The sequence below is a fragment of the Rickettsiales bacterium genome (assembly GCA_035765535.1).
In the GTDB taxonomy this organism is placed as follows: domain Bacteria; phylum Pseudomonadota; class Alphaproteobacteria; order Rickettsiales; family JABCZZ01; genus JABCZZ01.
The window spans coordinates 82,431-96,051 of sequence record DASTXE010000003.1 but is presented as its reverse complement, the minus strand read 5'-3'; the positions used below and the strand labels follow the sequence as shown (position 1 = coordinate 96,051).

Sequence of the window (13,621 nt, the reverse complement as noted above, 5' to 3'; positions counted from 1 at the left end):
ATCTCGCGTTAAGAAATCCGCGCTATGGCAGATACCGCTACTTCTCACACAGCTGTTACTCTGAACTGGCAACCGCATCCGCCGGCGCTGGATATTGTGCGTGGAGCAGAGAATGTCGGCTTTCAGAATGTCGTACTTATGGGCGGTGCCTTGCGGGACGATTATATGGGAAATTTCGAGAATGTGCATGATTACGATCTCTGGGCCCGCACGGACGCTTTTGATCGTTACGCCAACTCGGACAAATCACCAGACGTAAAAGCAAAACAAATCGAAAATGCCATCCGCGAGCATGTTGCGCATATTCCCGGCGCCACGGATTTTGAAGTGATTGAAGGTGTCGATCTTCAAAACCAGCTGGTCAAAATCGGGTTTAATTTAAATGGCAAACCCGTTGAGTTGGAGCTTGGCGCGGAAAAGCCTACTGCCAGCGCTATGGCAACGCGGCGCAATTCCATCCCCATTTGCGCCATTGCTATGGACGCTACCGGAACAGTCGTCGCACATCCCCTGTTCGAAGAGCATGCAAGGAATAAGATATTCACACAGGAAATGCTCACCCCCGACACAGAAATGCGTTATGCCAAACTGGCCAATAAGATTCCCGGTTTGCGTTTTCAGCCCCCTTCGAGTCAACCGGCCGTAAGCAAAGCAAATGCCCCGCAGAGCAGCGTGCCGCCCCGTGAACCGGATGAAACGAACAATCAGAAAAATGTTGCAGGCGCTGCAGGCAAAGGTGTTGTTTTTGGCGCTGTCATCGGCACAATGGTCGGTATCGTTGCCGATGCTTTTGCCACTCCCACCAAGCCGCGCATGCCGTTAAAGCAGCATAGCTTTAAGGAAAATGCCGCCTCCGTGGCCATTTACGCCGCTGCAGGCGCTCTCGCCAACGGCGCCGTATCTGCGGTTCAAGCCCTGTTGCACAACAGAAAAATGGAGCAAACCCATGTGGAGCGCCTTGAAGCGGAAGGCGTAGCAAGCCCTGCAAACGCCCCACAAAGATGAAATGCAATTATCTTCCTGTTGACGGTGCGGTCATAATAAACACATAGAAACCTTATAAATCAGCCATTTCACAGCAAATTTTTGCTAAATTCACCCCTAAATACCCCTTGGAAACAGGCGAGATTCGTGTCATAATATAACTACAGTTTGTAGAAAGGGAGGGACGGAATATAGTCACCAAACACCGCACCATTCATGTGGATAAACTGAAAAACGTCATTGAGGAGTTACTCGACTCCGATAAAGCTTCTGATATCGCTGCTATCGACCTTACCAATAAAAGCAGCCTGGCCGACTACATGATAGTCGCCACAGGACTCTCACAGAAACATCTCTCCGCACTTGCCGATCATATCGTGGAAAAGCTTCAGGCTTTAGGCTTCAAGCATGTCCCCGTGGAAGGCAAGAATGAGAGCGACTGGATCGTGGTCGATGCTGGCAATATCATCATCCATCTTTTCCGCCAGGAGGCGCGCAGCCTTTATAACCTGGAGAAAATGTGGGCGATGCCGGCCATGGCCGAAGCGGCGATGTAGTTTTTTAGCGTGAGGGCGCATCCACCGCCCGATGCACTGCGTGCTACCTCTTTCAAAGAGGAAATCGCTGACAGTCCTTTGCATATTTAATTTCTGTACCTGTTTTCATGCACATTCTCCTTGCCACTATCGGGAAATTCAAATCCGGCCCCGAAGCTGCGCTCTACGAGCATTATACGAAGCGTCTGCTGTGGAAAACGACCCTGAAGGAATTCGATATCAAGAAGCCCCTGCCACCCGAACAAAAGAAATTGCAGGAGGCCGAGCTGCTGCTTGGCGCCTGTAAAGAAGCGGACCATATCATAGCACTCGATGAAACCGGCAGGGAAATGGGCAGCCAGGAATTCGCCTCGCATTTACGCAGGCGTGAGGATGCGGGAGACCGCAAAATCGCCTTCATTATCGGTGGTGCGGACGGGCTGCACGAATCAGTCCGCAAACGCGCCAATCTGCTGCTCTCCTTCGGGCGCGTCACCTGGCCGCATCTGCTCGTGCGGGGGCTGATTGCAGAGCAGCTATACAGGGCTTATACGATTTTGAATAATCATCCTTATCATAGAGAGTAAGGGGGCAAGCGTAGTTCGCCCCTTCGCTTCGCTTACCCCTCGCTCCGCGGTTTTTGTTTGCGCGCCGCCGCCCTAGGCCAACCCGGCGCGCGCGGGGTCGTCGTGTAGAACTCCTCCTCGTACCCACGAGATATATTTGATTGTTCCCGCTACGGCCTGCTGGCCTGCGCAATGAACCTGACGCCTGCGGCGACTAAAGGGCGCGGCCTTCTGACCGCGCGTGCCACTAAGAATCTGCTGGACGATTTCCGGGATTTCACAGGAATATTTGGTTTATCACCTTGCGGGCGGCGGATATTGCGCTTATACTGTCGGGTATTAACTTTTATACTAACGGGCGCACTTACAATGACTTTTCAGTCCTACAACTGGCAACTGCAGAAGCTGACGGGCTCCATCATGGAGATGGGCGCGCTGGTGAAAGAAATGATCTCAGCCGCGCTGAACTCGCTCACGGCCAAAGATGACGCCCATAAGGAAAAAGTACGCGACCTCGACAAAAAGGTTAACGAGCTCGACCGCAGCATCAACGAACAGGCTACCATGATGCTCGCTTTCCGCAGCCCCATGGGCGATGATTTGCGCTTCGTGACTTCTGCGCTCGGTATTGCAAGCGATCTGGAACATTCCGGCGATCTGGCTAAAAATACTACCAAGCGCTCTCTCAAGCTCGGCACCTATACACCGGACAGGATAATGGACCCACTCAGCCGGATGGTGGATATCATCCAGGCAATGATTACAGACGCGCTCACCGCCGTGGAAAAACGCGACCCGGAACTCGCCATCGATGTCTGGCGGCGCGACAAGCAAGTGGACGATCTCTATATGGAGATCCTGAAAGTGCTGCAGGAGGAAATGCAGAAACATCCGGACAGCGTTGAAGCCATTACGCATTTCATCTTTGCCAACAAGAATTTCGAACGTGTTGCAGACTACACCACGAGCCTTGCACGCACCGTTTATTATGTTACCACCGGCCGCCAGCCGGATAAGAATGTCCTCAAAGGTAAGACCGCTTCATGACTAAACCTGTTCTGCTTGCTATCCTCGACGGCTTCGGCGAGAACCCCGATGCCGCGAATAACGCTGTTGCCGGCGCGCGCACTCCTCATCTCGACCGCCTGAAAGCACAGTATCCTCACGGGCTGATTGATGCTTCCGGCCTTTCCGTCGGCCTGCCGGACGGGCAGATGGGCAACTCCGAAGTCGGCCATATGAATATCGGCAGCGGCCGCGTGCTCATGCAGGACCTGCCGCGTATCGATCAGGCTATCGCTAACGGATCGCTTGCGTTGAATCCTGAGCTCATCACCTTCATCGCCACGCTGAAGCAAACCGGCGGTGCGGCCCACCTGCTGGGCCTGCTTTCCCCAGGCGGCGTGCATTCCCACCAAAGCCATATCGCGGCACTCGGCTCGCTGCTGCATGCCCAGGGTATTCCGGTTTACATCCACGCCTTCCTTGACGGGCGCGATACACCGCCGCAAAGCGCAAAGCGTTACGTGGCCGATCTGATGCGGGCCTTCCCGCAGGCACGCATCGCCACGCTCAGCGGACGTTATTACGCGATGGACCGCGACAATCGCTGGGCCCGCGTGGCATTTGCTTATGACACGATGACCGCCGCCACCGGCACACGCTTTGCGAATGCCGAGGAAGCGATTGAAGCCAGCTATAAGGCAGGCAAGTACGACGAGTTCGTGATGCCCGCACCGCTTGGCGATTATGCTGGGATGAAAGACAGCGACGGCGTGCTGATGGCGAATTTCCGTGCCGACCGTGCCCGCGAAATCCTGCAGGCTCTGGTCGATCCTGCTTTCAAAGGCTTTGTACGCACGAAGATCGTGGAGTTTGCCGCCCGGCTTGGCATGACGGAATATTCGGTCGAACTGAACAAGCATCTGAGCACTTTATTTCCTGCAGAGAAGCTTACGAATATTCTGGGCGATGTGCTGGAAGCACGCGGGCTCACGCAGCTGCATATTGCCGAAACCGAGAAATACGCGCATGTCACCTTCTTCTTCAATGGCGGGCGCGAACAGCCTTTCAAAGGTGAAGAGCGCATCCTGATCCCCTCCCCGAACGTTGCGACCTATGACCTGCAGCCGGAGATGTCGGCCTATCTTGTGACCGACAAGCTCGTGGAAGCCATCGAGAGCGACAAGTTCGACTTCATTGTCGTCAACTATGCTAATTGCGACATGGTCGGCCATACGGGCAATTTGAAAGCCGCGACGAAGGCCGTGGAAGCCGTGGATGAATGTGTCGGCCGTGTCTGGCAGGCTGTTGCAAAGAAAGGCGGCGCCATGTTTATAACCGCCGATCATGGCAACGCCGAAAAAATGCACGACGAAGACACCGAGCAGCCGCATACGGCGCATACGCTGAATCTAGTGCCTGCCATCATTGCAGGGCCGGGACTGGAAGGAAAGAAACTCCGCGTTAAAGAAGGCAGGCTTGCCGACGTTGCACCGACCGTGCTTGCGCTGATGGGGCTACCCCAGCCTGCTGAAATGACCGGCCAGAGTCTGCTATAAAAAATATTAGGAATGATTTATGGAAGAAGCACGCGATAGCAACGGCAATATTCTGGCAGACGGTGACTCTGTGACCGTGATTAAAGACCTGAAGGTGAAAGGCACTTCCGTCACGTTGAAGCGTGGCACGATGGTCAAGAATATCCGCCTGACGGGCGATCCGGAAGAAATTGAGTGCAACGCCGAGAAGGTTAAGGGGCTGGTGCTGAAAACCTGCTTCCTCAAGAAAGCTTAAGCAGGAATAAAATACATCACCGTTTCCGACCAGCCTTCGCTGTAATGCCGCAGATAAATGCGGTAATCGTTGCGCATGCCGCGCACCAGCTTCGGAATCTGCCAGAAATCCTGCGCGCTGTGATAGACGGCGACTGCCAGTTTCGGGTGGTCCTGCTTTATGTGAACTTCCGCGCCTCTGAGTGCATTCTGTTCCCAGCCTTCAATATCCATTTTGATGAACGTGATGGATTCCCGAATATGGTGATCCAGCGTTTCTACCATGATTGCAGTTGCTCCCTGTGCATCGATATGGCTTGCGGAACCTTCCTGCCCGCTGAAGGATAATGTCCCCAGCACATCCGACACTCCGGCCATCACCAGTTCGATGTTTTCATGCTGCGCGAGATTGGCCTGTGCGCGGTTGAAGTTTTCGGCAGAGGGTTCAAACATTACTATCTTTTTGTACTGTCCGTAACGTTTAATGAATTCGAGAATAGTATCGCCGTCGAATCCGCCGCAATCCACGAACACTTCCTCCGGCCCGGTTTTCACGATCGGGTCAAAATACTGATCCTTGAAGCGAACGGAATACTCCATCATGAAACGGTAATCGCCGGACAGGCGGAAATTTACTATATCCGTCAGAATGCGACGCGATTCCTCGTCGCCGAGCAGCGTATAAAGCGCATCCCATTCTTTCCGGTGCGCTTTAAAATCGCTGCGAAATTCCTGCACGAAATCCGGCAAAGCTATATTCGGATCTACTTCCGGCAGCACATAGTAAGGAATATGCCTGACACCCCGTTTTTCCAGCATGCGGTGCACGGAAACCGGGCTGATGGAGAATGAGCAGTTTACGACCATTGCGTCCTTGCCCAGTTCGGAGGATTTCACGGCAGGCACGCCGTTCCACAGGGTTCCGGGCGCAGCGTTATCGTCAATCACACCTGCAATGCCTCCACGCGCAATCAGGGCTTCTGAAGCACCATTCTTTCCGATCACATAGCAAGTTCCGGCGGCGGATATAACATCGCGCGCTACTTCGCGCTGCTGCTTACTTATCTCTCCTGTGCCTGGGTATGCTACGTTTAAAACCATAAAGATTGCAGTCGCTGCTATATTCGTCTAATCCTAATTCAGAGAGACTTCTTCAATCATAAAGAGATAACAGCCGCATTACCAGCATGAAGATCATCATCCTGAACTGGGGTAAAGGGGATAACGATCCTTTTACCTATGGCAACCGACTTTTTACGCATTATCTGCGAGATCATGGCAGGGATTCGGAGATTGTGGACGTCGAACACCCGCAGCTTGTGAAATTGCTGGAGAGCAAGAAGGAAGAAGGCATCGAATGCGTTCTCACTGCACAGGGGCTGGGCTCGACGCTTACCATCACGCCACCGGGCAAAAGCGAGATGAGCCTGTGGGATTACCTGGGTATCCCGCTGATCTGCGCCCATGCTGATCATCCTTCCATCATGCCTGCGAACCATATGCTGGATAGCCCTTTATGCAAGCATCTGTATTACGATGACAGCGCCTGCTATTTCAGCAACCAGTATCTGCGCACGAAGACCGGCGCGGCCATGACTTATTTCTGCCCGCTGGATATCTATTCGCCTCCTACCGGGAAGCCCGAAGGCCGTTATTTCGTGCTGATAAAAAACCTCGTGCATCCGGACGAGCTTGAACAAGGCTGGAAGAAGACGCTCAGCGCAGAGATTTTTAATTTCTTCATGGGTGTAGCAGAGCAGATCAAAGCCGCGGTTATGAGCAGCGAGCGCTTTGTCGATTTTCATGACATACTCGACAAGGCTATCGCGGCGGACAGCGTAATGCATGTCATGCACCGCAAGGAAAATTACCGGGCGCTGTTCCTGCTGCATGGGCAGATTGATCTTTATTTCCGCTATTTCAAGTCGGTGGAGTTGCTCAAGCGTATGCGCGATTACCCAGTCAGGATATTCGGTAAGGGATGGGATAAAATCAAAGCCGTTCCCAACCCCAATCATGAGTTTCTGGACGGCCTGAACATGACGGAATCCAAGAAACTATACTATAGCGAATATGGCCTGCTGGATGTCAGCCCTTACAGGGGATTTCACGATAGAAGCCTGCGCGCTATTGCCAATGAAACCCCCTTTCTGACCGATACGGATCTCAGCAGCCGCCTTCCCCGCTTCAGGGATTATGCAGACCTGTTTTACAATTTCACGCCCGGTACCCTGGAGGCGCGGTGCGAGCAGGTGATGAGCAACCCGGCGCGCCACTGGGAGCTGGGCATCGCATTCTCGCGTGAATATCGCAGTGTGAATGCTGCCAATGCTTTCATTCAATCCCTCGATATCCATATGCAGTCCATGAGGAAGCCATGACGATTTACGTAACGCGCCCCCATCTGCCGCCGCTGGAGGAGTTCATCCCCTATCTTCAGGAAATCTGGGACAATAAGATGCTGACCAATAACGGCCCGTTCCACAAGAAGTTTGAGGATGCGCTGTGCGAATATCTGGGCGTAAAGCATATCTGTCTGTTCACCAACGGCACGATCGCGCTGCTGACGGCTCTACAGTCACTGCGTATCACGGGCGAAGTTATCACCACTCCCTACTCTTTCGTTGCCACCTCGCATGCGCTGTTATGGAATGCTATTAAGCCCGTGTTTGTGGATATCGACCCGCATACGCTGAATCTCGATCCCGCCAAGATCGAAGCCGCCATTACGCCGCACACCACCGCCATCATGCCTGTGCACTGCTATGGCTACCCTTGCAATGTGGAGCAGATCCAGCATATTGCGGATACGTATAACCTCAAGGTGATTTACGATGCCGCGCATGCGTTCGGCGTGCAGTATCATAATGAAGGAAGCCTGCTGAACCACGGCGATATGAGCGTGCTAAGCTTCCACGCGACAAAGGTGTTCAATACGTTCGAGGGCGGCGCCATCGTCTGCCATGACGAGAAGACCAAACTCCGTATCGACCAGCTGAAGAATTTCGGTTTTGTGAACGAAACCAAGGTCGTTGCCCCCGGCATTAACGGCAAGATGAGCGAGTTCAATTCCGCGCTCGGGCTATTGCAATTGAAATCGTTCGATGAAGTACTGAAGAAACGCAAAGTCATCGATACGCTGTACCGCGAGAGGCTGAAGTCCGTACCGGGCATCACGTTTGTGGCACGGGACGAGCAGAGCGAGCCGAATTATGCTTATTTCCCCATATTAGTGGATGCTCCCCTGTCGCGCGATGTGCTGCATGCATCGTTACGGGAGAAAGGCATTTACACGCGCCTCTATTTCTATCCGCTGATTTCCGAATTCCCAATGTATCGCGGCATGCCGTCCTCGGCGCCTGAGAACCTTCCCCATGCCACTGTTATCTCACGCAGAATTCTTTGCCTGCCGATTTATCCGGACCTTGAACTGGATATTGTAGATCAGATCTGCGACCATATTCAGGCGGCAGCAAAAGCCTAACGCATTTCTATCTCGACATGATCGACCAGCCGCTCCGTCTGCGTTTCCATGCGCTCGAGCGAATCGTGCGTGAGGAAATAGATTCCTGCCCGGTCATAAGGTGCGGCCTTTAAGGCTTCCCCGGTTTTACGCAAAGATATATAGCTGCTTTCCTTAAACGGCATATTGAGGCCTGCGCACATGAATATGCCGTCTTTGCGCACGCTCACCGTATGGCGGGAAATGGGCCTGACTTCATATTGCGCCTTTTGCAACGTCACCGCTTCCCGGCAGAAGCTTCTGCTATAAAGATCGGCATAATTAATGCCCGTAGCGTTGTGGATCAGCAGGCTATAGAGATCGCCGGGGCAGCGCCTTGCCGCCTCGATTAGCCAGAACTGCCCTCCATTCACGATCAGTTGTGTATGCAGCAGCCCGTCACACAGGCTGTTGACCGCAATAAAACGCTCCATGCTTTGCCGGATGCGACGGCGGACATCTTCGCCGAGCGACACAGCAACATGTGAGCTGTTCACCTGATAAGGATAGACGGTGCAATATTCATTCACAAAAAAGTCGATCAGGATGCGGCCGCCCTTGATAATCGCGGAATGGCTGTAGAGTTTGCCTTCCACGAATTCTTCGTAAATATATTCCCCGCCGCCTTGCGGCTGCGTGAGTTCGGCAGGGTTTCCCACCTTTACAATGCCGCGGCCGCTGAAAGAGTCGACTGGCTTGACCAGAAGCGGAAAATGCAAACCTTTCGCTTCTTCGAAACTCCGCGTGAAGGCAGGCGCAGGAATACCGTTCTGCAGGCAATTAAGCCGGTATGCCGCCTTATCCTGAAACAGCGGCAGGGTTTCGAGCCCGTTGAAACCGGGCCGTCCGAAACGGTTAGCGATATGGCATGAGGTTACGTAAGACACATCCGTGCAGCCGGGCACGATATAGTCATATTCTTTCTGCCGGAATAATTCTGCCACCCGATCAATATCCGCATAATTGACCAGCAGCGATTCATCCGCCAGCGCATGGCACGGGTCTTCCGGCCTGCCGCCGCAGACGCCCACGAAATACCCTCTTTCCTGCAGGGCATCCAGAATGGGCAGCACGCTGAATGCCGCATCGCATAGCAGAACTTTCTTGGCTTGTTTCATACCTTCACGACCGAATGGTTGCTGATGGATTGCCGGATGGCTTCGATCACCTTGACGTTCTGCAGCGCTTCATATGCTGTGACAATAGGCGCCTCCGTGCCACGAATGACATTCACGAAATGCTCAAGCTGTGTGGCAAGCGGGTCTCTTCTTTCAAACGGAATGGTTTTTGCCTCCATGGGACGCAGCCAAGAGGCTTCCGTGCCGTCCGCGAATTTATGGATGCGCATGGAAGGGATGGAAAGCGAGCCGCGCGTGCCGGAAACCGTGTAGCAATCCTCATTCGGATAATAGGGGAAATCGGGGTTCTCGCCGGAAGCATGCTCCCAGCTTGCGCAGGACGCTGCGATGTCTGACAGCACGAATGTTCCCAGCGCCCCGTTTACGAATTCGAAATTGATGACGACCGTATCTTCTACCGCAAAGCCGCGACGTTTATTGGAGGCGATGGCCTGCACCGAGGCAATCTCCCCGCACAGCATGCGGTAATTGCCGATATCGTGAATCAGGTTGATAAGGATGGGCCCGCCGCCTATTTCCTTGCGCCACGGGCCTTTCTCGAAATAATCGGCAGGCTTGCATAGTAGCGCCGCACCCGTGACGGCTACCACTTCGCCCAGCGTGCCGCTGCGGATGATCTGCGCCGCCGTTTTCATGATCGCATTATGAATGCGGTGGTGGCCGACGATCAGCTTCGCCTTCTTTTCTTCCACGCGCTTAAGCAGGCGAAGTCCATCCTGATAGGAAGTGGAGATAGGTTTTTCCAGCAATACTGGAATTCCGGCATCGACACAAAAAAGCGCCTGTTCGACATGGAAATTGCTCGGAGAAGAGATGATAATGCCGTCCACTTTCTCCTTTTCCAACAATTCAGGGATCGTATGGTACAGAGGCACGCCAGCCGCTTCCGCCTTGGGATAGTTATGCGCATTATCCGGCGCGACGATGGCGGCCAGACGGCAGGAGGGGTTTGCCTGCACGAGGCGGATATGTTTACTTCCGATCAGGCCGGGGCCGACCACGGCAAGCGAGATGATTTGCATAATGTCCGTTAAAGCCGTTTTTGATATTGATACATGACAATGCGCCTTAAAACACGTATATTTATATAGATTTTTATCCCAAGGAAAGCTTATGCAGGATTCGCCGGCCAGTCAGGTTCGCACCATCAGACCTAAAGTCGTGTTCGGGGAGATCGAAGCCCGCAACCAGAATACCAATGTCAGCTTCAAAGTAAATATCCCTCCCACCGGCATAGGCGGGCTCACGCTTCTTGAAAGCAGTATCCTCGTTTCGCTGTATAAATTATGCAAGCCCCGGGAGATATTCGAGTTCGGCACGTATCTGGGTGCCTCCACCCTACTGCTTGCTGAGAATTCGGAAAGCGACGTTAAAGTTACGACGCTCGATATCGACACGGCTGCGCTGCCTGAAAATCAAAGCAGCGGGCAGGATATATTGCATAATGCGGATGATAATGATGCTTTCCTGCGGCGCTCTTTTGCACAGAGCGGAGCGATCTATCTCGACCGCGCTGCACCGGAAACGCAGCGCAAAGTCACAAGGCTTTATCAGGACAGTCGCACGCTCGATGTTACAAAGCAGGAGCTTGCGGATAGGTTCGGCTATATCTTTATCGATGGCGGGCATGATTACGAGACGGTGAAAATCGACACGCAGAATGCGCTGAAGATGGCGAAGGAAGATTCCGTCATTCTCTGGCATGATTACCGCTCTGCCATTCACGGCGATGTGACACGCTTTATCGACGGTGAACATAGCCTGCGCTATCCGCTATACCATGTGGAACATACGATGCTGGTGTTCCAGCTCAACGGGGCTTACCGGAATCTGCTGCAGCATGGGGGCTAATCATGGCTACGCCGACCGTTCAATGGTACCGGACGCCCATTCCTCAGGAAGAACTGCATGCGCTGATGGCCCGCAGCAACCTGCGGGGTTTCGTTTTTGTGGGCCTGCATTTCGGGCTGCTTTTCTGTACCGGCTATTTATTCCTGTATTGCTATGCGCAGGGGATATATTACTTGCTGCCGCTACTTCTGATGCTGCATGGAATGATTTTCTCGTTTCTAGGTTATGCCGGGCTCGGCCATGAGCTGAATCACCGCACTGTTTTTAAAAGCTCGCGGCTTAATGATTTCTTTTTCATGCTGGTGTCTTTACTGACCTGGAACAACTTTCTGTACTTCAGGAGAAGTCACCTCCTGCACCACAAATATACGGTATATGGCGATCTGGACGGCGAAGTAAGACTCCCGCAGACACTGGTGCTTCAGGATATGGTCACATTGCTGTTTTTCGATTTCCGCCTGTTCGCCCGAGCAGTGCAGATTCTTTCGGAAAACGCACGGAATATCATTAAAGGCGAATTCGGCAACCGGCTTTTTCCTCTGGAATCACCGCAGCGAAAACGGCTTGTGTTATGGGCAAGATTCGTGCTGGCCTTTCATGCCATTACCGCCCTTCTTTTTATGCTCAGCGGTTACTGGCAATATATATTGCTGATCAATCTGGCGCCGTTCTTCTTCACGCTTGTGAACCGGGTGCTGGCACAGGCGCAGCATTACGGCATGCAGGCCGGTACCGAGGATTACCGAACCAATACACGCACCGTCATGCTTCACCCTTTCCTTGCATTCCTTTACTGGCAGATGAATTACCATGTGGAGCATCATATGTTCCCGGCTGTGCCGTTTTTCCGGCTGAAACATTTAAGCGGCATGCTCGCGCATGACCTTCCCAAGCCTGCTATAGGACTTTACAGGCTGATGCGGGAAATGCTCAGGATACATTCGCAGAAGGATCTTTAACCCTGTGGTTCAGCGGGCCGTGGCCGTGGCCGAGCCCCGGCGCGGTGCGGATGGCTTCCTGCACATAAGCGCGGGCGCGAATTACCGCCTGTTCCAGTTCCAGCCCTTGCGCAATGCCTGTTGCGACCGCTGAGGCCAGCGTGCAGCCCGTTCCGTGTGTATGCGGTGTGTGGAAGCGCGGGGAAGTGAAGGTGCTGGTGGTCGTTTGCCCTGCATCATCGCTCGCAACAAGAATATCCGTCACATCTGCTCCCTCTGCGTGGCCGCCTTTGAGCAAAACATTCCTGCATCCGAGCGTCAGCAGTTTTTCCGCGGCATCGGTATTTTCCTGATTATTGTCTTCATACCAGCGCGTTCCCAGCAGCAGTTCCGCTTCCGGGATATTGGGCGTCAGAAGATACGCGCGCGGGATCAGATATTTCATGAGCAGTTCGATCGCTTCCGGCTCCAGCAGCGGCGCACCGCCTTTGGCCACCATGACCGGGTCGAGTATCAGCGGAATATCCGGATATTCCTCCAGTACCTCCGCAAGGGCTGCAATGATCGAAGCATTGAGCAGCATGCCTGTCTTGATCGCATCCGCGCCGATATCCTCCAGCACGAGGCGCATCTGCTGCGCAACGAATTCCGCAGGCACAGGGTGAATGCCAAAAACGCCGCGTGTATTCTGCGCCGTCAGTGCGGTAATCGCGGTTGCCGCATAGCCGCCGAGCATGGTGACGGTTTTAATATCGCCCTGAATCCCGGCGCCACCGCCGGAATCCGAACCCGCAACGATGAGAACGCGACCTTGTTGTGTGCCCGCAGGTGATGCTTCTTCAGCCATTACTTACCTTATTGGTTTCTATATTGGTCGCACATAACGAAACCGCTTCCGGGTTTTGCGCATGGCGGGTTTTGACGTTATCGATTTCTTCGAGCATGCGCTTCAGATCGTTCAGCGCCTTTTTTTCATGGGCGTTTAACGCTTCCTTAGGATGAAAATGTTTCAGCAGCACGGACAGCGCATCCCCGATGCGCCCGAGCTGTTTGCCATAACTTGCCACGTCTGAAAGCACCTGCTCTTCCACTGCCGGATTGGAAGACGTGCCGAAATTGATATTGAACAGGCCAAGCTGGCTTCCTACCGGATTGCACCAGAAATTCCATGGATTAATGGTTTGCGTAACATCGCCCGACAAAGGCAGTTTAAAATCCGGCATAAAGGTTCCTTCTCAGAATGTTTAGGGAAGGCGAGGATAAACCATTTTTACAGCTTAGGGTAGAGCATAATGGAGTCATACTCCCTAATGCGGTGCCTATAAAAAAGG

General features: G+C 53.3%; 15 protein-coding genes. 10 read left to right on the top strand and 5 right to left on the bottom strand.

What is annotated here, in order from left to right; genetic code table 11:
- The first annotated feature begins 24 nt into the window (after positions 1-24).
- The 6 genes from VFT64_03450 (at position 25) to VFT64_03425 (ending at position 4,882) form a co-directional block, all read left to right on the top strand.
- Positions 25-1,005 (top strand): hypothetical protein, encoded by a 981-nt coding sequence (locus VFT64_03450; GenBank protein HEU5046876.1) that lies wholly within the window; start codon positions 25-27, stop codon positions 1,003-1,005.
- A gap of 197 nt (positions 1,006-1,202) precedes the next feature.
- Entirely contained in the window at positions 1,203-1,541 is a 339-nt protein-coding gene (gene rsfS, locus VFT64_03445) for a ribosome silencing factor (GenBank protein HEU5046875.1), read from the top strand.
- Between the two features lie 107 nt (positions 1,542-1,648).
- Positions 1,649-2,107 carry a 23S rRNA (pseudouridine(1915)-N(3))-methyltransferase RlmH gene (gene rlmH / locus VFT64_03440; GenBank protein HEU5046874.1) on the top strand — a complete coding sequence of 153 codons (459 nt, stop codon included), beginning with the start codon at positions 1,649-1,651 and terminating at the stop codon, positions 2,105-2,107.
- A gap of 348 nt (positions 2,108-2,455) precedes the next feature.
- Positions 2,456-3,133 carry a phosphate signaling complex protein PhoU gene (gene phoU, locus VFT64_03435; protein ID HEU5046873.1) on the top strand — a complete coding sequence of 226 codons (678 nt, stop codon included), beginning with the start codon at positions 2,456-2,458 and terminating at the stop codon, positions 3,131-3,133.
- A complete protein-coding gene (gpmI, locus tag VFT64_03430) occupies positions 3,130-4,647 on the top strand; it encodes a 2,3-bisphosphoglycerate-independent phosphoglycerate mutase (GenBank protein HEU5046872.1) in 1,518 nt (505 codons plus the stop codon). Before phoU ends, gpmI begins: the two co-directional genes overlap by 4 nt.
- A gap of 19 nt (positions 4,648-4,666) precedes the next feature.
- Positions 4,667-4,882, top strand: coding sequence for an alkylphosphonate utilization protein (locus tag VFT64_03425; GenBank protein ID HEU5046871.1), 216 nt, complete (start codon positions 4,667-4,669; stop codon positions 4,880-4,882).
- Here the strand turns inward: VFT64_03425 and VFT64_03420 are convergent.
- Positions 4,879-5,961 (bottom strand): FkbM family methyltransferase, encoded by a 1,083-nt coding sequence (locus VFT64_03420; GenBank protein ID HEU5046870.1) that lies wholly within the window; start codon positions 5,959-5,961, stop codon positions 4,879-4,881. The two genes, VFT64_03425 and VFT64_03420, sit on opposite strands and share 4 nt — an antisense overlap.
- Positions 5,962-6,047: 86 nt before the next feature.
- On the opposite strand from VFT64_03420, the gene VFT64_03415 reads away from it, so the two are divergent.
- Both VFT64_03415 and VFT64_03410 read left to right on the top strand, forming a co-directional pair.
- Entirely contained in the window at positions 6,048-7,241 is a 1,194-nt protein-coding gene (locus VFT64_03415; GenBank protein ID HEU5046869.1) for a hypothetical protein, read from the top strand.
- Positions 7,238-8,344, top strand: a complete 1,107-nt coding sequence (locus tag VFT64_03410; GenBank protein HEU5046868.1) for a DegT/DnrJ/EryC1/StrS family aminotransferase — start codon at positions 7,238-7,240, stop codon at positions 8,342-8,344. Before VFT64_03415 ends, VFT64_03410 begins: the two co-directional genes overlap by 4 nt.
- On the opposite strand, the gene VFT64_03405 is transcribed toward VFT64_03410, so the two are convergent.
- Positions 8,341-9,480: an ATP-grasp domain-containing protein gene (locus VFT64_03405; GenBank protein ID HEU5046867.1), complete on the bottom strand. Its 1,140-nt coding sequence runs from the start codon at positions 9,478-9,480 to the stop codon at positions 8,341-8,343. The genes VFT64_03410 and VFT64_03405 overlap by 4 nt on opposite strands.
- On the bottom strand, positions 9,477-10,523 hold the full coding sequence (locus tag VFT64_03400) for a Gfo/Idh/MocA family oxidoreductase (GenBank protein ID HEU5046866.1): 1,047 nt from the start codon (positions 10,521-10,523) through the stop codon (positions 9,477-9,479). Before VFT64_03400 ends, VFT64_03405 begins: the two co-directional genes overlap by 4 nt.
- 91 nt (positions 10,524-10,614) lie before the next feature.
- Here VFT64_03400 and VFT64_03395 point away from each other — a divergent pair, with 91 nt between their 5' ends.
- Together VFT64_03395 and VFT64_03390 are read left to right on the top strand one after the other, a co-directional pair.
- Positions 10,615-11,352 carry a class I SAM-dependent methyltransferase gene (locus VFT64_03395; protein HEU5046865.1) on the top strand — a complete coding sequence of 246 codons (738 nt, stop codon included), beginning with the start codon at positions 10,615-10,617 and terminating at the stop codon, positions 11,350-11,352.
- Between the two features lie 2 nt (positions 11,353-11,354).
- On the top strand, positions 11,355-12,311 hold the full coding sequence (locus VFT64_03390; GenBank protein ID HEU5046864.1) for a fatty acid desaturase: 957 nt from the start codon (positions 11,355-11,357) through the stop codon (positions 12,309-12,311).
- Here the strand turns inward: VFT64_03390 and thiD are convergent.
- The gene (gene thiD / locus VFT64_03385) at positions 12,283-13,137 is read right to left on the bottom strand and encodes a bifunctional hydroxymethylpyrimidine kinase/phosphomethylpyrimidine kinase (GenBank protein HEU5046863.1); all 855 of its coding nucleotides are present in this window, start codon (positions 13,135-13,137) and stop codon (positions 12,283-12,285) included. The two genes, VFT64_03390 and thiD, sit on opposite strands and share 29 nt — an antisense overlap.
- Positions 13,130-13,513, bottom strand: a complete 384-nt coding sequence (locus VFT64_03380) for a hypothetical protein (GenBank protein ID HEU5046862.1) — start codon at positions 13,511-13,513, stop codon at positions 13,130-13,132. Before VFT64_03380 ends, thiD begins: the two co-directional genes overlap by 8 nt.
- Positions 13,514-13,621 lie beyond the last annotated feature (108 nt).

Bases quoted from the DNA above. Each gene is read 5' to 3' on its own strand.
- VFT64_03450 (HEU5046876.1), top strand. From the start codon at position 25: ATGGCAGATACCGCTACTTCTCACACAGCTGTTACTCTGAACTGGCAA.
- rlmH (HEU5046874.1), top strand. From the start codon at position 1,649: ATGCACATTCTCCTTGCCACTATCGGGAAATTCAAATCCGGCCCCGAA.
- phoU (HEU5046873.1), top strand. From the start codon at position 2,456: ATGACTTTTCAGTCCTACAACTGGCAACTGCAGAAGCTGACGGGCTCC.
- gpmI (HEU5046872.1), top strand. From the start codon at position 3,130: ATGACTAAACCTGTTCTGCTTGCTATCCTCGACGGCTTCGGCGAGAAC.
- VFT64_03425 (HEU5046871.1), top strand. From the start codon at position 4,667: ATGGAAGAAGCACGCGATAGCAACGGCAATATTCTGGCAGACGGTGAC.
- VFT64_03420 (HEU5046870.1), bottom strand. From the start codon at position 5,961: ATGGTTTTAAACGTAGCATACCCAGGCACAGGAGAGATAAGTAAGCAG.
- VFT64_03415 (HEU5046869.1), top strand. From the start codon at position 6,048: ATGAAGATCATCATCCTGAACTGGGGTAAAGGGGATAACGATCCTTTT.
- VFT64_03410 (HEU5046868.1), top strand. From the start codon at position 7,238: ATGACGATTTACGTAACGCGCCCCCATCTGCCGCCGCTGGAGGAGTTC.
- VFT64_03405 (HEU5046867.1), bottom strand. From the start codon at position 9,480: ATGAAACAAGCCAAGAAAGTTCTGCTATGCGATGCGGCATTCAGCGTG.
- VFT64_03400 (HEU5046866.1), bottom strand. From the start codon at position 10,523: ATGCAAATCATCTCGCTTGCCGTGGTCGGCCCCGGCCTGATCGGAAGT.
- VFT64_03395 (HEU5046865.1), top strand. From the start codon at position 10,615: ATGCAGGATTCGCCGGCCAGTCAGGTTCGCACCATCAGACCTAAAGTC.
- VFT64_03390 (HEU5046864.1), top strand. From the start codon at position 11,355: ATGGCTACGCCGACCGTTCAATGGTACCGGACGCCCATTCCTCAGGAA.
- thiD (HEU5046863.1), bottom strand. From the start codon at position 13,137: ATGGCTGAAGAAGCATCACCTGCGGGCACACAACAAGGTCGCGTTCTC.
- VFT64_03380 (HEU5046862.1), bottom strand. From the start codon at position 13,513: ATGCCGGATTTTAAACTGCCTTTGTCGGGCGATGTTACGCAAACCATT.